The organism is Mycobacterium basiliense, from assembly GCF_900292015.1.
Classification (GTDB): Bacteria; Actinomycetota; Actinomycetes; order Mycobacteriales; family Mycobacteriaceae; genus Mycobacterium; species Mycobacterium basiliense.
The window spans coordinates 3936665-3958883 of sequence record NZ_LR130759.1 but is presented as its reverse complement, the minus strand read 5'-3'; the positions used below and the strand labels follow the sequence as shown (position 1 = coordinate 3958883).

Here is a 22219-nt window from a genome sequence, read left to right as displayed (position 1 = left end):
CCACCTCGAGGCACGCGACGGTAAGTTCGCTATTGATGCTAACATAGCTAAAAAGCGTGTCGTGTGGTGCGCGCGAAGGCCCGATTAACCGCGAAGGCCCGACATGAGCTGCGACTGGCGCACCTACCCGTTTCAGTTGGTACCCGGCGACAGTTCGCTGGAATTTCCCGCCGCCGAAGGCCAACACCCAGACCAGGAATCCGACACGTGGTTCATCGCCGGTCAGCTCGACGCGGCCGAAACCGGCCGCTCGTTGGCGTTCCTGACCATCTTCAACAAGAACAGGCCCGGGGGATCGGTGGTCGCCGATTTCTACACGCTGGCGCTGTTCGACCTGGACACCGGCGACTACGGGACCTATACGGATTACGACATGCCGCCAGCCAGTATGGAACCCGACGCCATGCCCAAGCTGTCGACGGCCGTCGGGCATCTGGGACTGGAATACCGCAGCGGTGTCGGTATCGCGTCCTGGACCACCCGACGCGAAGCCGATGGAGAATTGTCGCCGTACACCTACGACGTCGTCCTGGTGGGCGCCGATCAGGCCGGCCGGGCAATGCAGCTGAATCTTGCCGTGACACCGACGCGCGCACCGACGCCGGTCGGAGCCGCTGCCTACAACGGGAAAATCGTCTGCTTCGGACAGCCGGACACTTATTCCTACTTCCAAACCGGAATGATGATGACCGGAACATTGCGCTGGGGCGAGGTGGCGCAACCGGTCTTCGGCAGGGCCGGACACATCGACCGGCAGTGGTTTCCACGGTATGCCGGGGGCGGCGGCAGCGGGGATGACCCACGGGCCAGGTCTCACGAATGGCGGACCATCAGCTTTGATACCGGTGTCGACATGAGCATTTGGCGACAGTTCGACCGCGAAAACAACAATGCGTTGCAACCGTTTGCCGGCGCGACGATAAGCCATTGCGATCCAGGCCTACCACCCGAGTGCGTCGAAGACATCGACGTCACTATCAGTAGCTATGTCCGATGGCCGGAATCGGTGCGTCCGCTGATGCCGCCCGCCGCGCACGCCCGCTACATGCCCGATCGGCACCGAATCACCTGCGCCACAATTGAGCTGGACATCGTCGGCGAGCCACTGATCTGCGCACCGGCACACAGCCTGCCAATCGAATACATGGAGGGGCCATACCGCTACCGCGGCACACTGCGTGGCAAGCCGGTCACCGCCTTCGCGTTTTACGAGCGGTCGTTGGCCTTGTATCGCGACTGGGAGCTGGTCGACGTGCTGGCCACCACCGTGGCGAATGCCGATTCATCCGCCCGAGAGTTGGCCGATGTCGCCAAACGGGTTGCCCCGTTGGTGGAATCGGGTAAACGATGCGAGGCGCTCGCGGTCTTGCGGAGGGTGGTATCCAGCCTGCCGGCGAAATGCGACCGCGATGTCCGAGGCGTTCTGGACGCGCTGATCGCCTCGCTGACGACATGCGGCCGCTAGTTGCGATCCATCGCGTCCAGTGCTTGCTGCCAGCTGGTGTGGCGGTGCCGCAGTCCAGGTTCGTTGCGCCCGAACAAGAGTCGCTCCCGTGCCCCTTCGCGGCCGGGGAGGCCAACCAATCGGCCCGTGTTGTCATAGGTCCAGGCGTGATAGGGGCAGGTGAACCGCCTCGCGGTGCCGCAGCCCGTCACCACCGGTGATTGTCGATGCAGGCAGACATTGTCGAAGGCCTGCACCGACCCATCGGAGGTCCTGGTCAGCAGGATGGCACGCCCCATCACGGATTTGGTGCAGTATGCGCCGGGGTGGGGCAACTCCGAGACATAGCCGACCAGTTGCGGACTGGCCAGCAACATCGCTCTGTCCCGGCCGTGTCTTTCCGGAGACGTGTACTCGCGTGCGTCGACCGTGTGCTGCCCTGGCGCTAGGTCGGTGGTCTTGTCGAGTGCCAGTTTCAGGGCACGCCGAGTGAGGTCGATGAGCTGTTCGTGATCCACCGCAACCCCCGTCGCAGTCAAATGCGGGTCCCGCTGCTGGGGCCTGCCTGTGCAGTTGCTACGCCAACTTTATTAACTTTGTATTGACAAGAAAACGGGGTCCGGACGAGGACCCCGGGTGGTGCGTTGTTGCATTGTGATTCAGATGTAACTGCTGAGGTCGATGTGTCAATTGTTACTATTGCGTACCCTGTGGCATGTGTGGGTATCCCGGCGTGACTTGCTCAAGTTCGCCGCGGCGACCCCAGGCCTGATTGGGCTAGGTGTCGCGGCGGCGTCGTTGCGCGCGGCACCGGCCTCGGCGGGCTCGCTGGGTACCTTGTTGGACTACGCTGCCGGCGTCATCCCCGCCAGTCAGATCAGGGCGGCGGGTGCCGTGGGTTCGATTCGTTACGTTTCTGATCGGCGGCCCGGCGGCGCCTGGATGCTCGGCAAGCCGATCCAGATCGCCGAGGCTCGCGATCTGGTTGGCAACGGCCTCAAGGTCGTCTCCTGCTACCAATATGGCAAGGGCAGCACCTCCGACTGGCTGGGCGGCGCCGCGGCGGGCCTGCAGCATGCCAAGCGCGGGATGGAACTGCACGCCGCGGCAGGCGGTCCGGCGGGTGCTCCCATCTACGCCTCCATTGACGACAACCCGTCCTATGAGCAGTACAAAAACCAGATTGTTCCGTATCTGCGGGCCTGGGAGTCGGTGATCGGACATCAACGAACCGGCGTCTACGCCAACTCCAAGACGATCGATTGGGCGGTGCACGACGGCCTGGGTGCGTATTTTTGGCAGCACAACTGGGGTTCTCCGAAGGGGTACGCCCATCCGGCCGCGAACTTGCATCAGGTCGAGATCGACAAACGCAAGGTTGGTGGCGTCGGCGTCGACATCAACGAGATCCTCAAGCCCCAATTTGGGCAGTGGGCCTGATTTTCTGCTTGCTCAGCGTCTGGCGCACAGCCGCCCAGCAAACACTCGTTCGCTCGAAACGGTGGCTAGCGAACGCGGCCGGCGGCTCGCCGAAACGACTGAAGTGAGGTCGGGCGCCGGCCTGGGCGATAAATTCTAACATAACGATTTGGTAACAATACTGCCTTGATCAGCGCAGTTGTAGCTACTCGGCCGTAACCACCTGCATGCAGGACGTTTGTTCGGGACGCCGATGTCGGCGGTTTAACGCGGTGTTACCCACGACACGGTTACCCGCGCGTAGAACTCGCCAGTAACTTATCCGCGTCAAAAATGTGGACCGATCCTTATGACACTCTTATATGGCCGATGCAGTCCGTCGCGCCGCCCGATCCATGGGCCGGCCCGCCGACAACACACCGGTTAGACGCCTTTCGGCTGCGATTCGACGCGGAATCGAGCAGGCCCCGCACGGAATCCGGGCGGCCGAACGAACTGATACGTACAGACGCATACAGGACGCATACAGGAGATAACGTGACGATCCACGAGCACGACCGGGTGTCAGCTGACCGCGACGGGACCGGCCCGCATAGCGCCCACGCTCTCGTCGATCGTTTGAACGCTGGTGAGCCGTTCGCGGTGGCATTCGGTGGCCAGGGCAGCGCCTGGCTGGAGACTCTTGAGGAACTGGTCTCATCGGCCGGGATCGAAGCGGAGCTGGCGGCGCTGGCAGGTGAGGTCGATCTGCTGCTCGAGCCGGTCGCCAAAGAACTGGTGGTGGTTCGCCCAATCGGTTTCGAGCCGTTGCAGTGGGTCCGTGCCCTGGCCGCCGAAGATACCGTTCCGTCGGAGAAGCACCTGACGTCAGCGGCGGTGTCGTTGCCCGGCGTGCTGCTCACCCAGATCGCCGCCATCCGGGCCCTCGCGCGTCAGGGCATGGACTTGATCGCGACCCCGCCGGTTGCGTTGGCGGGACATTCCCAGGGAGTGCTGGCGGTAGAGGCGCTCAAGGCCAGCGGAACGCGCGATGTTGAGCTACTGGCTCTGGCCCAGCTGCTGGGCGCGGCCGGCACGCTGGTGGCCCGGCGACGCGGAATATCCCTCCTCGGTGACCGCCCGCCCATGGTCGCGGTCACCAACGCCGATCCCGAGCGCATCCAGCAATTGCTCGACGACTTCGCCCAGGATGTGCGCACCGTGCTCTCGCCGGTGTTGTCGATCCGCAACGGTCGGCGGTCGATGGTTATCACCGGGACCCCCGAGCAGTTGTCCCGTTTCGAGCTCTACTGCCGGCAGATATCGGAGAAGGAAGAGGCCGACCGCAAGAACAAGCTCCGCGGCGGTGACGTCTTCTCTCCGGTCTTCGAACCGGTGAAGGTTGAGGTGGGCTTCCACACCCCACGGCTGTCCGACGGCATCGACATCGTCGGCGGCTGGGCGCAGCAGGTGGGCCTTGATGTCGCCCTGGCCCGCGAGCTGGCCCAGGCCATCCTGGTCGACACGGTCGACTGGGTAGCCGAGATCGGCCGCGTCCACGAGGCGGGTGCACGCTGGATCCTCGACCTGGGTCCTGGCGACATCCTGACCAGGCTTACCGCGCCGGTGATCCGCGGCCTAGGCATCGGCATCGTGCCCGCCGCCACCCGCGGTGGTCAGCGCAACTTGTTCACCGTCGGCGCCACTCCCGAGGTCGCCCGGGCCTGGTCGAGCTACGCCCCGACCCTGGTTCGTCTCCCCGACGGTCGGGTGAAGCTGTCGACGAAGTTCACTCGGTTGACCGGCCGCTCGCCGATCCTGCTGGCGGGCATGACGCCGACCACCGTCGACGCCAAGATCGTGGCGGCTGCGGCCAACGCCGGGCATTGGGCCGAACTGGCCGGCGGCGGCCAGGTCACCGAGGAGATTTTCGCCAACCGGATCAAGGAGATGTCCGGTCTGCTCGAGCCCGGCCGTACCTACCAATTCAATGCGCTGTTCCTCGATCCTTACCTGTGGAAGCTGCAGGTTGGTGGCAAGCGGTTGGTGCAGAAGGCACGCCAATCCGGTGCGGCCATAGACGGTGTGGTGGTCAGCGCGGGAATTCCGGACCTGGAGGAAGCCGTCGAGCTGATCAACGAGCTCAATGACATCGGGATCAGCCACGTCGTGTTCAAGCCCGGAACCATCGAGCAGATTCGCTCGGTGATTCGCATCGCCACCGAAGCGCCGACCAAGCCGGTGATCATGCACGTCGAGGGTGGGCGCGCCGGTGGCCACCACTCCTGGGAAGATCTCGACGACTTGCTGCTGGCGACCTACTCGGAACTGCGGTCGCGGGCCAACATCACCGTCTGCGTCGGTGGCGGCATCGGCACCCCCGAGCGGGCGGCCGAGTACCTTTCCGGGCGCTGGGCTCAGGCGCACGGCTTCCCATTGATGCCGATCGACGGAATCCTGGTAGGCACGGCGGCAATGGCAACCTTGGAGTCCACCACATCACCGTCGGTCAAGCGGATGCTGGTGGATACCCAGGGAACCGGAGAATGGATCGGTGCCGGTAAAGCCCAGGGCGGCATGGCTTCTAGCCGCAGTCAGCTTGGTGCCGACATCCACGAGATCGACAATGCCGCGTCCCGTTGTGGCCAGCTCCTCGACGAAGTCGCCGGCGATGCCGAGGCGGTCGAGGCGCGCCGCGACGAAATCATCGCGGCGATGTCGCGCACGGCCAAGCCGTATTTCGGCGACGTCGCGGAGATGACCTACCTGCGATGGCTGCAGCGTTACGTCGAACTCACCATCGGTGAGGGCAACTCGACCGCAGACACCGCCGCGCCGGGAAGCCCCTGGCTGGCCGACACGTGGCGCGATCGGTTCGAGCAGATGCTGCAACGAGCCGAAGCGCGCTTGCATCCACAGGATTTCGGCACCATCGAGACGGTGTTCGCCGATCCGGCAGTGCTGGAAGACCCGAAACAGGCGATCGCCACATTGCTCGACCAATACCCGGATGCCGAAACCGTCCAACTGCATCCGGCGGACGTGCCCTTTTTTGTCACCCTGTGCAAGACCTTGGGCAAGCCCGTCAATTTTGTGCCGGTGATCGACAAGGACGTCCGGCGCTGGTGGCGCAGTGACTCGTTGTGGCAGGCGCACGACGCCCGCTACGACGCCGACCAGGTGTGCATCATCCCCGGTCCCGCGGCGGTGGCCGGTATCACCCGGATGGACGAGCCGGTCGGTGAATTGCTGGACCGTTTTGAGCAGTCCGCGATCGACGGCTTGCTCAACGAGGGTGCGGACGCGCAGGACGTTACCTCGCGGCGGTTGGGACGACCGGACGTGACCGGGCCTTTGGCGGCCGTGTTGGATGCGCCCGATGTGTTGTGGGCCGGCCGTACCGCGACGAACCCGGTTCATCGGATCGCCGACCCAAGCGATTGGCAAGTCCACGACGGGCCCGAAAATCCCAGTGCCACACACTTATCCACCGGGTCTCGGCTGCAGGTTGACGGCGCGGTCGTGGTACTGACCGTGCCCGTGTCGGGCACCTGGGTCGACATCCGATTCACGCTGCCTGCCAATACCGTTGACGGCGGTATCCCGGTGGTCTCTGTTGACGATGCCGCCACCGCTATGCGCTCGGTGCTGGCCATCGCGGCCGGTGTGGACGGACCGAGTTCGTTACCGCCGGTGAACGACGGGACGGCTACCGTGACCGTCGACTGGGATCCCGAGAAAGCCGCTGACCACACCGGCGTGACTGCCACCTTTGGCGAGCCCCTCGCGCCAAGCCTCACCACCATCCCCGATGCGCTGGTCGGGTCCTGCTGGCCGGCGGTCTTCGCCGCGATCGGCGCTGCGGTGACTGACGCCGGCGTGCCGGTGGTGGAGGGCCTGCTGAGCCTCGTGCATCTGGACCACGCCGCCCGCATAGTCGGCCAGCTGCCGCGTGTCCTGACCCAATTGACGGTCACCGCAACGGCTTCCAATGCAACCGACACAGATATGGGCCGTGTAGTTCCCGTTTCGGTGACGGTTGCCGGCCCCGACGGCGCACCGATTGCCAGCCTGCAAGAGCGGTTCGCAATCCTTGGGCGCACCGGAGCAGCGGAACTCACCGATCCGGTGCGTGCAGGTGGCACGGTATCGGAGAATGCGACCGACACTCCGCGTCGTCGTCGCCGTGACGTTTCCCTTGCCGCACCCGTCGACATGCGGCCGTTCGCAGTGGTGTCCGGCGACCACAATCCCATCCACACCGACCGGGCCGCCGCGCTGCTCGCCGGTCTGGAATCACCCATCGTGCATGGCATGTGGCTATCGGCCGCGGCCCAGCACGCGGTGACGGCCACCGATGGCCAAGCTCGACCACCGGCCCGGCTGGTCGGGTGGACCGCGCGCTTCCTGGGCATGGTGCGCCCGGGCGACGACGTGGACTTCCGCGTGGAGCGAGTCGGAATCGACCAGGGTGCAGAGGTTTTGGAGGTCTCTGCACGGGTCGGGTCTGCTCTGGTGATGTCGGCGTCGGCACGGCTGGCCGCACCCAAGACGGTCTATGCCTTCCCGGGCCAGGGCATTCAGCACAAAGGCATGGGTATGGACGTTCGGGCGCGCTCCAAGGCCGCTCGCAAGATATGGGACACCGCGGACAAGTTCACCCGTGACACGCTCGGTTTCTCGGTGCTGCACGTGGTGCGGGACAACCCAACCAGCATCATCGCCAGCGGCGTGCACTACCACCATCCCGATGGGGTGCTGTATCTGACCCAGTTCACGCAGGTTGCGATGGCGACGGTGGCGGCCGCTCAGGTTGCGGAGATGCGTGAGCAGGGTGCGTTCGTTGAGGGTGCCATTGCCTGCGGCCACTCGGTCGGCGAGTACACCGCGCTGGCGTGTGTGACGGGCATCTACGAGCTGGAAGCACTGCTGGAGACGGTGTTTCACCGTGGGTCGAAGATGCACGACATCGTGCCACGCGATGAGCTGGGCCGGTCCAACTACCGGTTGGCGGCCATCCGGCCCTCGCAAATCGACCTCGACGACGCCGACGTTCCGGCATTCGTTGCCGGGATCGCGGAGAGCACCGGTGAATTTCTGGAGATCGTGAACTTCAACCTGCGCGGTTCGCAGTACGCGATCGCCGGCACGGTACGTGGCCTTGAGGCACTGGAAGCAGAAGTGGAGCGGCGCCGAGAACTCAGCGGCGGCCGGCGCTCGTTCATCCTGGTGCCCGGCATTGACGTGCCGTTCCACTCGCGGGTGCTGCGGGTCGGTGTTGCGGAATTCCGCCGCTCGCTGGACCGGGTCATGCCGCGCGACAAGAACCCCGACGTGATCATCGGGCGTTACATCCCGAACCTGGTGCCGCGCCTTTTCACCCTGGACCGCGATTTCATTCAGGAGATCCGTGACCTGGTGCCCGCCGAGCCGCTCGACCCGATCTTGGCTGACTACGACACCTGGCTCGCCGATCGCCGCAATGAGATGGCGCGCATCGTCTTGATCGAGTTGTTGGCTTGGCAGTTCGCCAGCCCGGTGCGCTGGATCGAGACACAGGATCTGCTGTTTATCGAGGACGCCGCTGGCGGCCTGGGGGTGGAGCGGTTCGTCGAGATCGGGGTGAAGTCCTCGCCCACGGTGGCAGGCCTGGCAACCAACACCCTCAAATTGCCCGAATATGCGCACAGCACAGTGGAAGTGCTCAACGCCGAACGTGACGCCGCAGTGCTGTTCGCCACCGATACCGACCCCGAACCGGAGCCGGAAATTGACGAGACGCCAGAGCCGGTCGCCGACGCCGCGGCGGAGGGGGTGGCCCCGGCGCAGGCCGCACCCGCGCCGGTCGCGGCCTCGTCCGGACCCCGCCCGGACGACATCACGTTCGATGCCGCGGACGCTACGCTGGCGCTGATCGCGATTTCGGCCAAGATGCGCATCGACCAGATTGAGGAGTTGGACTCCATCGAGTCCATCACCGACGGTGCGTCATCGCGGCGCAACCAGTTGCTGGTGGATCTGGGCTCCGAGCTGAACCTGGGTGCCATCGATGGCGCTGCCGAGGCAGATCTGGCCGGGCTACGGGCGCAGGTCACCAAGCTGGCGCGCACCTATAAGCCCTACGGGCCGGTGCTTTCCGACGCGATCAACGATCAGCTGCGTACCGTCCTTGGGCCGTCGGGCAAGCGGCCGGCGACCATTGCCGAACGGGTGAAGAAGACCTGGGAGCTCGGTGACGGTTGGACCAAACACGTCACGGTCGAGGTGGCGTTGGGCACTCGGGAGGGGACCAGCGTCCGCGGTGGTGAGTTGGGCAACCTGCACGATGGTGCGTTGGCCGACGCCGCCGCCGTCGACAAGGTGATTGATGCCGCGGTCGCCGCGGTCGCCGCGCGTCGTGGCGTCGCGGTGGCGCTGCCGTCTGCGGGCGGTGGCGGCGGTGCCACCGTCGATGCGGCCGCGCTGAGCGAATTCACCGACCAGATCACCGGCCGCGACGGCGTGCTCGCCTCGGCCGCCCGCCTGGTGCTCAATCAGTTGGGGCTCGACGACCCGGTTTCGGCGTCGCCGGTCGCCACCGACGCTGAGCTCATCGACCTGGTTACCGCCGAACTGGGTGCGGACTGGCCGCGTCTGGTGGCGCCGGTCTTTGACGCCAAGAAGGCCGTGGTCTTCGACGACCGCTGGGCCAGCGCCCGCGAGGACCTGGTGAAGATCTGGCTCACCGATGAAGACGACATCGACGCCGACTGGGCACGGCTATCGGAACAGTTCGAAGGCGCCGGTCACATCGTCGCGACCCAGGCCACCTGGTGGCAGGGCAAAGCGCTGGCCGCCGGGCAGCAGATCCACGCATCGCTGTACGGCCGGATCGCCGCCGGAGCCGAGAACCCGAACCCCGGCCCGCATAGCGGTGAGGTGGCCGTGGTGACGGGCGCTTCGAAGGGCTCGATCGCGGCGTCAGTAGTGGCCCGACTGCTCGGTGGCGGTGCCACCGTCATTGCGACCACATCGAAACTCGACGAAGACCGGCTGGCCTTCTACCGCGCGCTGTACCGCGATCACGCCCGGTACGGCGCGGTGTTGTGGGTGGCTGCGGCCAACATGGCGTCGTACTCAGACATCGACGCCTTGGTCGAATGGGTCGGCAACGAACAGACCGAAAGCCTTGGGCCGCAGTCGATTCACATCAAAGATGCGCAGACGCCGACGCTGCTGTTCCCGTTCGCGGCGCCACGGGTGGTCGGCGACCTGTCGGAGGCCGGTTCGCGCGCCGAGATGGAGATGAAGGTACTGCTGTGGGCCGTGCAGCGGCTGATCGGCGGATTGTCGACCATCGGCGCCGAGCGTGACATCGCGTCTCGGCTGCACGTGGTGTTGCCGGGCTCGCCCAACCGCGGAATGTTCGGCGGTGACGGCGCTTACGGTGAGGCCAAGTCGGCCTTGGACGCGGTGGTGAGCCGCTGGCACGCCGAATCCTCGTGGGCGGCGCGGGTCACGTTGGCGCACGCGCTGATCGGCTGGACCCGGGGCACCGGTCTGATGGGTCATAACGACGCCATCGTCACCGCGGTCGAAGAGGCCGGTGTCACCACCTACTCGACGGACGAGATGGCGGCGTTGCTGCTTGGGCTCTGTGATGTGGAGTCCAAGCTGGCCGCGGCCAGCTCGCCGATCAAGGCGGATCTGACCGGCGGTCTTGCCGACGCCAAGCTCGACATGGCCGAGCTGGCCGCCAAGGCCCGTGAGGAGATGTCGGCCGAGGCTGCTCAAGGGGCGGGCGCCGAGGAAGCCGACGGCGCCGTCAAGGCGCTCCCGTCGCCACCACGAGTGGTGACCCCAGCACCGGCACCGGACTGGGAGGACCTCGCCGTCGACCCGGTCGATCTGGTGGTGATCGTCGGCGGCGCCGAACTCGGGCCCTACGGTTCGTCGCGAACCCGGTTCGAGATGGAGGTCGAGAACGAACTGTCGGCGGCCGGTGTTCTCGAGCTGGCGTGGACGACGGGGTTGGTTCGTTGGGAAGACGACCCGCAGCCTGGTTGGTACGACACCGAATCCGGTGACCTGATCGACGAGGCCGAGCTGGTCGAGCGGTACCACGACATAGTGGTGGAACGCACCGGCATTCGTGAGTTTGTCGATGATGGCGCGATCGATCCCGACCACGCTTCACCACTGCTGGTGTCGGTGTTCCTAGACAAGGACTTCACCTTCGTCGTGTCCTCGGAGGCTGATGCGCGTGCCTTTGCCGAATTCGATCCCGAACACACGGTCGTCCGCGCGATGCCCGACTCCGCCGACTGGCAGGTAACCCGCAAGGCCGGCAGCGAAATTCGGGTGCCGCGAAAGACCAAGTTGTCCCGGACTGTTGGTGCGCAGATCCCCACCGGGTTCGACCCAACGGTGTGGGGTATCAGCCAGGACATGGCAAATTCCCTGGATCGGGTGGCGCTGTGGAACATCGTCGCCACGGTTGACGCGTTCCTGTCCGCCGGATTCAGTCCGGCCGAGGTGATGCGCTATGTGCACCCCAGTCTGGTGGCCAGCACCCAGGGCACCGGTATGGGCGGCATGACGTCGATGCAGACGATGTACCACGGCAATCTGTTGGGCCGCAACAAGCCCAACGATATCCTGCAGGAAGTCTTGCCGAATGTGGTTGCCGCGCATGTGGTTCAGTCCTATATCGGTAGCTACGGATCGATGATCCACCCGGTAGCGGCCTGCGCTACCGCGGCGGTGTCGGTCGAGGAGGGCGTCGACAAGATCCGTTTGGGCAAGGCCGAACTGGTGGTGACCGGTGGCCTGGATGACCTGACGCTGGAGGCAATCATCGGCTTCGGCGACATGGCGGCCACCGCCGACACCGCGATGATGCGTGGCCGCGGCATCCACGACTCGAAGTTCTCCCGGCCCAACGACCGACGTCGTTTGGGCTTCGTCGAAGCCCAGGGGGGCGGCACCATTTTGCTGGCCCGTGGTGACCTGGCGCTCAAGATGGGGTTGCCGGTGCTCGCGGTGGTGGCCTTTGCGCAGTCCTTCGGTGACGGTGTGCATACTTCGATTCCAGCTCCTGGGCTCGGTGCGTTGGGCGCTGGGCGCGGTGGCAGGGACTCCGCGCTGGCGCGGTCGCTGGCGAAGTTGGGCGTGGGTGCCGATGACATTGCGGTCATCTCCAAGCACGACACGTCGACGCTGGCCAATGATCCCAACGAAACCGAATTGCACGAGCGGTTGGCCGACTCGCTGGGTCGATCCGAGGGTGCGCCGCTGTTCGTGGTGTCGCAGAAGAGTTTGACCGGTCACGCCAAAGGCGGTGCCGCAGTCTTTCAGACGATGGGGCTGTGCCAGATTCTGCGGGACGGCGTTATCCCGCCCAACCGCAGCCTGGATTGCGTCGACGACGACCTGGCCGGCGCGGCGCACTTCGTGTGGGTCCGCGACACGTTGCGGCTGGGCGGGAAGTTCCCGCTCAAGGCCGGGATGCTGACGAGTCTCGGATTCGGCCACGTGTCCGGGCTGGTTGCGCTGGTGCACCCGCAGGCTTTCATCGCCGCGCTGGAACCCTCGCAGCGGGCGGACTACCAGCGGCGAGCCGACGCGCGCCTGCTCGCCGGCCAGCGTCGTCTGGTCTCGGCGATGGCCGGGGGTGAGCCGATGTATCAGCGGCCGCCGGACCGTCGTTTCGACCATGACTTGCCCGAGAAGCCGCAGGAGGCCGCGATGCTGTTGAACCCAGCCGCTCGGCTCGGTGACGGCGAGGCCTACTAGGTCTCTGCGGGACGTTTTTAGCCATCGGTTAACGTGGCGGTCCATGGGCATCGTCGGTGTGGGGATCGACCTCGTCTCGATCCCTGACTTCGCCGAGCAGGTCGACCAGCCGGGAACGGTGTTCTCTGCGACGTTCACCCCAGGTGAGCGGCGCGACGCGTCGGACAAGAGTTCTTCTGCGGCGCGGCACTTGGCGGCCCGTTGGGCCGCGAAGGAAGCGGTGATCAAGGCCTGGTCCGGATCGCGGTTCGCGCAGCGGCCGGTGCTGCCGGAAGACATCCACCGCGATATCGAGGTGGTCACCGATATGTGGGGGCGCCCTCGGGTCCGGTTGACTGGCGCCATTGCCAAACATTTGGCCGATGTGACGATCCATGTGTCGCTGACTCACGAGGGCGACACTGCGGCCGCGGTGGCCATTCTCGAGACCGCCTAGCGCTTTGCTCGCGAACACCTAGCGGGCGAGGCTGCGGGCGTACCCGGTGCCCATGCCCAGCAGCACCAAACCCACCACAATGAACGCCGCCACCCGGAAGATGCCGTCCAACGTGGCCAGGTCGAACAGGAACAGCTTGGTGGTGGCCGCCGCGGTCAACGCCAGCCCAGCGGTAATGGGTGCGGTGCGGCGTTTCCGGTCGGCTCGCCGCAGCGCGTAGCTGAACAGCGCGGCCGCCAGACCGATCCAGCAGATGGTGGCCGCCATATGGCCGGCCAGAAACCCCGCCGCGGTACCGCCGACGAGTACCCCGGCAGTGACGGTAAATGCGGTGATGGCGTAGACGATCAGTGCCCCGGTGCCGGCGCCCAGCAGTCGGCGGATATCGGGATTCTGACGCCCCACATCGACGCAGGCTCGGGACATCACGACAGCGAACGCGAGGACGAGCAGGCTGGCCGCCAAGGTGGACACCGAGATCGGCGACGGCAGCACCGTCGCCCGCAACAGCGCATGCAGCGGCGCATAGCTGTAGAACAGCCCGGTGCCGATGAGACCGAAACCGGCTGCGATCCAACGTGCTAGGTCATCGTGGCGGCCGGCGAGGGCAACAATGACGGCCAGCGCGAGTAGCACCGGTCCCTCGACGTAGCCGTTGCAAGCGACGGTGACGGCCACCAGCGTCGAAATCGCTGCCCATGACGACCAGATCTGGCCTACGATCCTGGGCGGCCCGCCGACCGCGACGATGGTCAGCAGCGCTGCAGCCAGGGCGGCCGCCAGCACCGCGGAGAAGGCGCGATCGACGGCGACGGCGGCGGTCAACGCGGGCAGGGTGCCGGTTGCCGTCAGCAGCGCCAGCGCGGTCACGTTGCGGGTGCCCGGCAACACCATCACGGCGCCGGTGATGGCCAGGATCGCGGCGATGCCGCAGGCGCCACCCAACAGCCAGGAGTGCTCGTGCTTCCCGGCGACGACCAGGGCTGCCAGCAGCGGCAAGGTGGTTGCCGCGATCCGGGCGGTGTGTAGCCAAATCCAGTCCTTGCCCAATTGCACCGGCAGCGCGGCGGCCGACAGCGCCAACATGAAGCAGACCAGCAGCAGATCGGCGCCGCCGGTGATGACGGGCGCCAGGCCAATCAGTGGTATCAGCACCAGCGCACTCAGGTATTCGGAGTCCCAGCGGCGGGCCAAGGTTAGACCAGCGCCGCCGACCACCGCGGCCAATGCCAGCCCAATCGGTGCCGGTACCCACTGGTAGATGGTGGTGAGTGCGATGACGTCGAGGTAGGCCGCGGCAATACCAGTGGCGGCCAACGCGATCGCGCCGATCCGCCCGCCTGGGCGGCCGCGCAGCCGAGCGCCCACACCGACGAGCGCCATCGACAGCAGGGTGCCACCGGCGACCCGGATCTGCGGGCGCAGCAGGCCGGCCTGCGCGGCAAGGACGAGCAGCAACGCCACGCCGATCAACGTCACCGCTACCCCCGCGACGGCCAGCAACTTGCCGATCCAGCCGGAGTCACGCGCGGCCGGTGGTGTTGGCTGTGCGGTGCGCGGCGGAGGCTCTTGCCGAGGTGGCGGTGCAGGATACGGACGCGGTGGCGCCGCGACCGGTGTTGCCATCGCTGCCGGCGCCCAGTACTGCCAGTACGGCGCCGTAGGCTGCGGCGGCGCGAACCGGGGTGTGCCGGCTGACTCGGCGATCAGGCGGTCAAGCTGGCCGAGCTCGCCAGATACCCGGGCCAACTGTCGGGATAAGGCGTCGAATTCCACGGTAAGCCGGCTGATCACAGCATGATGCGACGCGGTCATGGTGGCTACCATGCCCGGCGGGGCATCGACATGGATGAGTAGGACTACCCAGATTCGGGCTATTCGTCGAGCCCGTGTTCAATCGCGTAGCGGGTTGCCTCAACCCGGTTTGCGACTTGCAGCTTGCGGAAGGTCGCTTGCACGTGATTTTCGACCGTACGATGACTCAGCGACAGCTTCTCGGCAATCTGCTTGGCGGATAACCCCTTTGCGACATAGCGCAAGACTTCGGTCTCTCGTTCGGTAAGGCTGGGGCGAGCCGGCCCCGAGTCCGGGCTTTGGGCGATCCGTCGATATTCGCCCAGCACCAACCCGGCCAGGCTGGCGGTGAATACAGCTCGGCCCGCCGCGGTGGCTCGCACGGCGTCACTGAGTTCCGACCTCGACGCGCTCTTGACCAGGTAGCCGGTCGCTCCCGCCTTGACCGCTTCCAAGACGTCTTCGCGTTCGTCGGAGGCCGACAACACCAAGACCCGCGTGGATGGTGAGACCTCGAGCACCTCGGCGGTCGCCTGCACGCCGTCGCCGTCGGCGAGCCGCATGTCCATCACCACCACATCGGGCTTGACGATTTCCGCGCGGCGCCGTGCCGCTGCCACCCCGTCGGCGGTGGCTACCACGGCGAACCCGTCATCGGCGAGGTCGCGGGCCACTGCGTCACGCCAGATGGGATGGTCGTCGACGACCATCACCGTCGGTGATTGGTGCTCAGCCATGCGATCCCTCCCGGCGCGGTACGTGCAACTCCCACTCCGTGCCCTCGCCCGCCTTCGTGGTCAGCTGCGCGCTGCCGCCCAGTGCAGCCAACCGTCCCACAATCGAGTGCGAGATTCCGAGCCGACCTTGGCGGGCGGCCTCATCGAGTCGTCCGACCGCGATGCCCGTACCGTCATCGCGAACGCTCACCGTGACCGAGTCACCCAGGTCTTCCAGCAGCACGAACGCGTGGGCTTTCGGCCCGGCGTGTAGGCGCACATTGTCCAAAGCATTGCCCACGGCCGCATCCAGCTCGGTGGCGACCTGCCGCGCCAGCGTTACCGGTGTCGCCGGCAAGCTCATCGTCACCTGGTCGGATGCCCTGCGGCGTAACAGGATACACAGGTCGATCGTTGGGTTGTCGCCATCGCGGTCGCTATCGGTCGAGGTGACCCATCGGCGCAGTGCACGTTCCTGTGCGCTGGCGAGCTCGGCCAGTTCGGATGTGGCGCCACCGATCTCGTGACCCCTCTTGGAGACCAGCGCCAGCACCTGGATCACGCCATCGTGGACTTGTCGGGACAGTCGCTCGCGCTCCTGCAGTGCGGCCGATAAGCGGGCCGCTCGTTGCAGGTCCTCGTGCGCGCGTCGAGCGGTCCGAGCGGCCATACCCACGGCCAATCCGACGGCCAGTTCGATGACGACGGTGGCGCTGCGCCCGAGATTGATGTTCACGTAACCCTTGACGGCTTCGTTGGCGGCGGTGACCACCACGCCGGTCAACATGCCGCCGGCCGAGCCGAACTGCAGGGCCGCCGAAATCGTGGCGTTGGTGGCCCACAATGTTGTCGGCCAGGTCTGGTTGTCCAGCGCCCACTGGCCGGAGGCCAGTGTCTTGGTGGACAGCATGAGCAGGACAACGACGGTGGTTTCTGCCAGCACCCACGCCGGCCGGCGGCCGAACCCACGCAAATAGGCGATCGCGCAGGCCGCGCTCCAGCCGATCAGTACCGCGAAGAGCGCCCAAGCCAGCCTCGGTCTCAGCAGATCGGCATTGATCGCGATCTGGAAGCCCAGCGCGTAACCGCAGCTCAGCAGCCGAAACAGCTGCGCCGCCCGCCAGAGCGGCGTCGTCGGATCGGGACCGCGCGTCGCCATTACGGGCTCAGCATAGCGAGGCCGTTGGCTAGCCTGGGGTCGTGACTGATCTGGTGGAGCGTGTGCGGGAGGTTATGCCGTCGGTGCGGCGTGACCTCGAGGACCTGATACGAATTGAATCGGTGTGGGCCGACCCTGCGCGGCGCGACGAGGTGCACCGCAGCGCAAAGTCGGTAGCGGATTTGTTGTCGCAAGCCGGTTTTGACGATGTTCGGATCGTCAGTGAAGGGGGTGCGCCGGCGGTCATCGCGCAGTACCCCGCGCCGCCCGGGGCTCCGACCGTGCTCCTGTATGCCCATCACGACGTGCAGCCCGAGGGCGACCCAAGCCAATGGGCCTCGCCGCCGTTCGAGCCGACTCAGCGCGATGGGCGGCTCTACGGCCGGGGCAGCGCCGACGACAAGGCAGGAATTGCAACGCATTTAGCGGCATTTCGGGCGCACGGTGGCCGACCCCCGGTGGGCGTGACAGTCTTCGTCGAAGGCGAAGAGGAATCCGGATCCCCGTCCCTGGGCCGATTGCTCGCCGCGCACCGCGACGCGTTGGCCGCTGACGTGATCGTGATTGCTGACTCCGATAATTGGAGCACTGATGTGCCGGCCCTGACGGTATCGCTGCGCGGCATGGCCGACTGCGTCGTGGAGGTCGCCACGCTGGACCACGGGTTGCACTCGGGTTTGTGGGGCGGAGTGGTTCCCGACGCTCTCAGCGTGCTGGTGCGGCTGTTGGCCAGCCTGCACGACGATGACGGCAACGTGGCCGTGCCCGGACTGCACGAAAGCATCGCCGCCGACGTCGATTACTCGCCCGAACGGGTGCGTGCCGACTCCGGCCTGTTGGACGGGGTAGCCGAAATCGGCTCCGGCTCGGTACCCCAGCGCCTCTGGGCTAAGCCGGCCATCACCGTGATCGGCATTGACACCACATCTATTGCGGCAGCATCGAATACGCTAATTCCAAGGGCCCGAGCCAAGATCAGCATTCGGGTTGCACCCGGTGGGGACGCCGTGGACCACCTGGATGCAGTGGAAGCGCACCTGCATCGGCGCACGCCCTGGGGTGCGCACGTGAGGGTCGAGCGCGGCGATGTCGGTCAACCCTACGCGATTGCGGCCAGTGGGCCGGTCTATGACGCCGCGCGGGCGGCATTTCGTCAGGCGTGGGGTACCGACCCGATCGATATGGGGATGGGTGGGTCTATCCCGTTCATCGCCGAATTCGCCGAGGCGTTTCCGAAGGCGAAGATCCTTGTCACCGGGGTGGAGGACCCGGCAACGCAGGCGCACAGCATCAACGAAAGCCTGCACCTGGGTGTGTTGGAGCGGGCCGCGATCGCCGAAGCCCTGCTGTTGGCCAACCTGGCGTGATTAGACCGACAGGTCGCGGCGCAGTTTGGCCACGTGGCCGGTGGCCTTGACGTTGTACTGGGCAACAGCGATCTTGCCCGTTTCGTCGACGACGAACGTGGATCGGATCACGCCCTGGACGGTCTTGCCGTACATCTGCTTCTCCCCGTACGCGCCCCAGGCCGTTAACACCTTGCGTTCGGGATCGGACAGCAGCGGGAACGTCAGCTTTTCGGCGTCTCGGAACTTGGCGAGCTTCTCCGGCTTGTCGGGGGAGATGCCCACAACGTCGAGGCCGGCGTCATTGAGTTCGCGTAGGTTGTCGCGGAAGTCGCAGGCCTGTTTGGTGCATCCCGGCGTTGAGGCCGCGGGGTAGAAATACACAACGACGCGGCGCCCCCGGTAGTCGGCCAGCGATACCTTCTTTCCGTCGGCATCGGGCAGGCTGAAGGCGGGCGCTTTGTCGCCGGTTGCCAGGCGGGTGGTCTCGCTCAACGTAGGTCCTTTCTGTTCACCGGAGCGTTGGGATTCGCACCGGCTGATCTAGGGTAGTTCGGGCAGGTGCATGAGCCGGATAGCGGGAGACTTGGAGGACAGACACGTGGCGGACCGCGATCCTGACACCATCAAGCAGGACATCGACCAAGCCCGCGACCAGCTGGCGACCACTGTCGACTCGCTCGTCGAGCGCGCCAATCCTCGCCGTCTCGCCGATGACGTGAAAGCCAAGGTGATCGGATTCGTCACTAAACCCGCGGTGACCGTGACCTTGGTGGGTGTCGGCTCTGTCGTCGTGGTGGTGGTGATTCGCAAGATCAGGAACCGTTGACCTAGCGCCGACGCAAAGCTGAGGGTTGGCCATGTCGGCCATGGTCGCGTAGCCGCTGGAAGTCACCGGTGCCAAGGTCGACCGCAGACTCAAAAGGGCTGCGAAACCGACTATTGCACTAGAGTTTTAGACGGGCTCGCCGGACGGGTCGGGTTTGACGGCGCTGGTCCAGGCCAACGGGTTGAGCCCGTGGAATGGGTCGTCGGCCCGAATGGCAAGCAACTCGGCCAGTATCGTCTCGAGTGATTGCTGGGTATTTTTCTTCACGGAGCTGACCCACTCCTGGGCCGATACGCAGTCGGGTTGTGCGGTGTCGATCGGCCCGCCAAAACGCAGATACATCCGCTGGGGCCGGGGGATGAGGGTGGGTCCGACGCCGCGCATCAAGGGTATGGCCATGTCGGAACGCCCGGTCAGGCGAGTGCTGATGGCCTGGCTGAGCCGTCCGAGCGCACTGTCACGGGTGATCATGCTCTTATACACGTCGTCGCCACCGACCAGGCCAACGGGAACGACCGGATAGTCGTTTTCGATGGCGATGCGGGCGAATCCGGCGCGCCCATCCCAGTTCAGGTGGTATTCCTCGCCTTTGAATTTGGCTATTTCGCGGCCACCACCGGGGAATACCAGGATGGTCTCATTGCGGCGCATCAGCTCTCGTGCGGTTTCCGGTGCACCGACGACGCCGCCGTAGGCGGTCATCAGGTCGCGACCAAATCCGCGGTGTCGCCCAAACCGGCGATCGGCCAGCGGGCGTACCCGAGTGCCGATCGCGCGACGCACGAAGTGCGGAACCAGCAGCACCTCACCGCCGATAAACTGAGTGTGGTTGCCCACCAACAAGAATCGGCCATCCGCGGGTAACATTTCGAGACCGCTGACGTGGGGTCGGAACAGATCGATAAGGGGCGCAATGACGTCCTGGGTCCGGTCGAGGGCGCTGCGCAGCAGCCGCACTCGACGTGGGGGGTTCGTCACTGCCTCGATATCGATGGGTGCATTCATGGCTTCCTCGGCTCGGATTTCGTCGGTCGGATACCACCCTACCAAACGAACTAGTTCGTATGGATATGATCGTGCTGTGCGGACTACGAGCGAACTTCGCGAGACGATCCTGGCCGCCGCGCGGTCCGAGTTCGCCCAATACGGGCTGGCCGGCGCGCGCATCGATCGGATTGCGCGGGTCGCCGAGGCGAGCAAGGAGCGGCTTTATGCGCACTTCAAGGACAAAGAGGCGTTGTTTCGTAGCGTGGTCGCCGCCGACATGGAGGAGTTCTTTGCCGCCGTCACCCTCCGTTCGGACGCGGTCCCGGAATTTGTCGGCGATATCTACGATCTGGCGTGCAGGCGACCGGAGCACCTGCGGATGATCACGTGGGCCAGTCTGGAAGGTCTGGTGCTCGACCCTCCGGTCGAGGGCCTGGAATCAGTTCAGGCTCGCGACGTCGCCGTGATCGAGGCCGCCCAAGCCGCCGGTCACGTCGACCCCGCTTGGCGTCCGATGGACTTGCTCGTGCTGTTATTTGGGGTTGGCTTGGCCTGGGCGCAATCGCCCCATCCCGACGCCGTGACTACCGATTCCACCGTTATTGCGGCCCGCCGCGCGGCGGCCGTGGAGGCCGCGCGCCGCATTGTGGCTCCCGCAACATGATCGGTGCGTGTTCGTTATGGGTGCGCCGTCAGGGTTTCGAACCCCGGACCCGCTGATTAAGAGTCAGCTGCTCTACCAACTGAGCTAACGGCGCGTCGGACGGCCAAGACCGCGTTGCGACAATAACAGGCATTGCGGCACAGGGGGAAATCCCGGGACCAGAGAGGGTTCAGAAGGGGTTTGACGGGGGTGAGTGCGACACTTGACCTCAGGGGGCGCCATATTTGCCCGGGGGTGCGCCAGCGTGCCACTACAATATGGGGAACAATCCACGGTCAGCGGTGACCAAAGCAATCGAGACAATCTGGAAGGTCACTTGATGACGCCTTTGCGCAGACGTCGATCGTGGCTGGCTGCGATCATGGTCCCGGTTGCTGTCTTTGCCGTTGCATGTGGTGGCGGCAGCGCTCCCGCGCCGGTGAACGTCATCTTCAACAAGGGCACGCCATTCGCCGACCTGCTGGTGCCCAAGCTCACCGCATCGGTGACGGACGGGGCCGTCGGGGTCACGGTGGATGCACCGGTAACCGTCAGTGTTGCCGACGGTGTGTTGGCTGCGGTCACCATGGTCAACGAGAACGGTAAGTCGATCAGCGGACAGCTCAGCCCCGACGGTCTGCACTGGTCGACATCGGAGCAACTCGGCTACAACAGGCGCTACACGCTGAACGTGAGGGCGCTCGGGCTCGCGGGTGTAGCGACCCGGCAGATGACGTTTCAGACCAGCTCGCCTGCGCACCTGACGATGCCCTACGTCAACCCGAGCGATGGGGAGGTCGTCGGTATCGGGCAACCGGTGGCGATCCGGTTCGACGAGAACATTGCCGATCGGCACGCTGCCCAGAAGGCCATCAAGATCACCACCAATCCGCCCGTCGAGGGCGCGTTCTACTGGCTGAACAACCGCGAAGTGCGTTGGCGTCCCGAGCATTTCTGGAAGCCGGGCACATCGGTTGATGTGGCGGTCAATGCCTATGGTGTCGACCTGGGCGAGGGAATGTTCGGCGAAGACAACGTCAAGACGCATTTCACCATCGGCGATGAGGTGATCGCGACCGCAGACGACGACACCAAGATGCTGACCGTGCGGGTCAACGGTGAGGTGGTCAAGACGATGCCCACCTCGATGGGTAAGAACTCCACCCCGACCGCTAACGGTGTTTACATCGTTGGTGCGCGATTCACCCACATCATCATGGATTCCTCGACCTATGGCGTTCCCGTCAACTCGCCCAACGGGTATCGCACCGACGTTAACTGGGCCACGCAGATCTCCTATAGCGGGGTGTTCGTGCACTCGGCGCCGTGGTCGGTGGGTGCTCAAGGGCACACCAACACCAGCCACGGTTGCCTGAACGTGAGCCCAAGCAATGCGGAATGGTTCTACGACCACATCAAGCGCGGGGACATCGTCGAGGTGGTCAACACCGTGGGCGGTACGCTGCCGGGCACCGAGGGCCTTGGGGACTGGAACATCCCCTGGGACCAATGGCGTGCCGGCAATGCCAACGCTTGACGGGGCCTGACCCGTCGGCGAGCAGAAATGCCCGCTGAGCTGTGGGGTGAGTGACGGGACTCGAACCCGCGACCCCCAGGATCACAACCTGGTGCTCTACCAACTGAACTACACTCACCATGGCCGTCGGCCGGCCCCGCCGGCGGGACTAACGAA

13 protein-coding genes, 2 tRNA genes and 1 pseudogene are annotated in these 22219 nt (G+C 65.4%); 8 read left to right on the top strand and 8 right to left on the bottom strand.

Going from position 1 to position 22219, the window contains the following annotated elements; translation table 11 throughout:
* The first annotated feature begins 103 nt into the window (after nt 1-103).
* Nucleotides 104-1465 (top strand): secreted hydrolase, encoded by a 1362-nt coding sequence (locus MB901379_RS16575; protein ID WP_158017622.1) that lies wholly within the window; start codon nt 104-106, stop codon nt 1463-1465.
* 92 nt (nt 1466-1557) lie between these two features.
* Here MB901379_RS16575 and MB901379_RS16570 read toward each other — a convergent pair.
* Nucleotides 1558-1962: pseudogene (locus tag MB901379_RS16570) on the bottom strand (aromatic ring-hydroxylating oxygenase subunit alpha); the annotation flags it as partial.
* A gap of 199 nt (nt 1963-2161) precedes the next feature.
* Here MB901379_RS16570 and MB901379_RS16565 point away from each other — a divergent pair.
* From MB901379_RS16565 to acpS, 3 genes are all read left to right on the top strand, one after another.
* Complete coding sequence (locus MB901379_RS16565; protein ID WP_158017621.1) at nt 2162-2884, top strand: DUF1906 domain-containing protein; 723 nt, start codon at nt 2162-2164, stop codon at nt 2882-2884.
* A 516-nt stretch (nt 2885-3400) separates the two neighbouring features.
* On the top strand, nt 3401-12616 hold the full coding sequence (locus MB901379_RS16560) for a type I polyketide synthase (RefSeq protein ID WP_158019254.1): 9216 nt from the start codon (nt 3401-3403) through the stop codon (nt 12614-12616).
* A 43-nt stretch (nt 12617-12659) separates the two neighbouring features.
* The gene (gene acpS / locus MB901379_RS16555; protein WP_158017620.1) at nt 12660-13052 is read left to right on the top strand and encodes a holo-ACP synthase AcpS; all 393 of its coding nucleotides are present in this window, start codon (nt 12660-12662) and stop codon (nt 13050-13052) included.
* 18 nt (nt 13053-13070) lie between these two features.
* Here the strand turns inward: acpS and MB901379_RS16550 are convergent, their stop codons facing one another.
* From MB901379_RS16550 to macS, 3 genes are read right to left on the bottom strand one after another with little or no spacing between them, the layout of a single operon-like run.
* Nucleotides 13071-14867, bottom strand: a complete 1797-nt coding sequence (locus MB901379_RS16550) for a DUF2339 domain-containing protein (RefSeq protein ID WP_158017619.1) — start codon at nt 14865-14867, stop codon at nt 13071-13073.
* A gap of 59 nt (nt 14868-14926) precedes the next feature.
* Nucleotides 14927-15583, bottom strand: coding sequence for a response regulator (locus MB901379_RS16545; RefSeq protein ID WP_158017618.1), 657 nt, complete (start codon nt 15581-15583; stop codon nt 14927-14929).
* Nucleotides 15576-16721, bottom strand: a complete 1146-nt coding sequence (macS, locus tag MB901379_RS16540; protein WP_158017617.1) for a MacS family sensor histidine kinase — start codon at nt 16719-16721, stop codon at nt 15576-15578. Before macS ends, MB901379_RS16545 begins: the two co-directional genes overlap by 8 nt.
* Nucleotides 16722-16795: 74 nt before the next feature.
* Between macS and MB901379_RS16535 the strand changes: the two genes are divergently transcribed.
* On the top strand, nt 16796-18088 hold the full coding sequence (locus MB901379_RS16535; RefSeq protein ID WP_232022139.1) for a dipeptidase: 1293 nt from the start codon (nt 16796-16798) through the stop codon (nt 18086-18088).
* Here the strand turns inward: MB901379_RS16535 and bcp are convergent, their stop codons facing one another.
* On the bottom strand, nt 18089-18562 hold the full coding sequence (gene bcp, locus MB901379_RS16530; RefSeq protein ID WP_158017615.1) for a thioredoxin-dependent thiol peroxidase: 474 nt from the start codon (nt 18560-18562) through the stop codon (nt 18089-18091).
* 106 nt (nt 18563-18668) lie between these two features.
* On the opposite strand from bcp, the gene MB901379_RS16525 reads away from it, so the two are divergent.
* Nucleotides 18669-18896, top strand: coding sequence for a DUF3618 domain-containing protein (locus tag MB901379_RS16525; protein ID WP_158017614.1), 228 nt, complete (start codon nt 18669-18671; stop codon nt 18894-18896).
* A 126-nt stretch (nt 18897-19022) separates the two neighbouring features.
* Here MB901379_RS16525 and MB901379_RS16520 read toward each other — a convergent pair whose 3' ends face one another.
* A complete protein-coding gene (locus MB901379_RS16520) occupies nt 19023-19901 on the bottom strand; it encodes a lysophospholipid acyltransferase family protein (protein ID WP_158017613.1) in 879 nt (292 codons plus the stop codon).
* Between the two features lie 76 nt (nt 19902-19977).
* Here MB901379_RS16520 and MB901379_RS16515 point away from each other — a divergent pair, with 76 nt between their 5' ends.
* The gene (locus tag MB901379_RS16515) at nt 19978-20547 is read left to right on the top strand and encodes a TetR family transcriptional regulator (protein ID WP_158017612.1); all 570 of its coding nucleotides are present in this window, start codon (nt 19978-19980) and stop codon (nt 20545-20547) included.
* 21 nt (nt 20548-20568) lie between these two features.
* Here the strand turns inward: MB901379_RS16515 and MB901379_RS16510 are convergent.
* Nucleotides 20569-20641 (bottom strand) — tRNA-Lys (locus tag MB901379_RS16510).
* Nucleotides 20642-20866: 225 nt separating this feature from the next.
* Between MB901379_RS16510 and MB901379_RS16505 the strand changes: the two genes are divergently transcribed.
* Entirely contained in the window at nt 20867-22063 is a 1197-nt protein-coding gene (locus tag MB901379_RS16505) for a L,D-transpeptidase (protein WP_158017611.1), read from the top strand.
* 42 nt (nt 22064-22105) lie between these two features.
* On the opposite strand, the gene MB901379_RS16500 is transcribed toward MB901379_RS16505, so the two are convergent.
* Nucleotides 22106-22181, bottom strand: a tRNA-His gene (locus MB901379_RS16500).
* Between the last annotated feature and the right edge of the window lie 38 nt (nt 22182-22219).

Excerpts from the sequence above, each read along its gene's own strand:
- MB901379_RS16575 (WP_158017622.1), top strand. The coding sequence starts at position 104 with ATGAGCTGCGACTGGCGCACCTACCCGTTTCAGTTGGTACCCGGCGAC.
- acpS (WP_158017620.1), top strand. The coding sequence starts at position 12,660 with ATGGGCATCGTCGGTGTGGGGATCGACCTCGTCTCGATCCCTGACTTC.
- MB901379_RS16550 (WP_158017619.1), bottom strand. The coding sequence starts at position 14,867 with ATGACCGCGTCGCATCATGCTGTGATCAGCCGGCTTACCGTGGAATTC.
- MB901379_RS16545 (WP_158017618.1), bottom strand. The coding sequence starts at position 15,583 with ATGGCTGAGCACCAATCACCGACGGTGATGGTCGTCGACGACCATCCC.
- macS (WP_158017617.1), bottom strand. The coding sequence starts at position 16,721 with ATGGCGACGCGCGGTCCCGATCCGACGACGCCGCTCTGGCGGGCGGCG.
- MB901379_RS16535 (WP_232022139.1), top strand. The coding sequence starts at position 16,796 with ATGCCGTCGGTGCGGCGTGACCTCGAGGACCTGATACGAATTGAATCG.
- MB901379_RS16520 (WP_158017613.1), bottom strand. The coding sequence starts at position 19,901 with ATGAATGCACCCATCGATATCGAGGCAGTGACGAACCCCCCACGTCGA.
- MB901379_RS16505 (WP_158017611.1), top strand. The coding sequence starts at position 20,867 with ATGACGCCTTTGCGCAGACGTCGATCGTGGCTGGCTGCGATCATGGTC.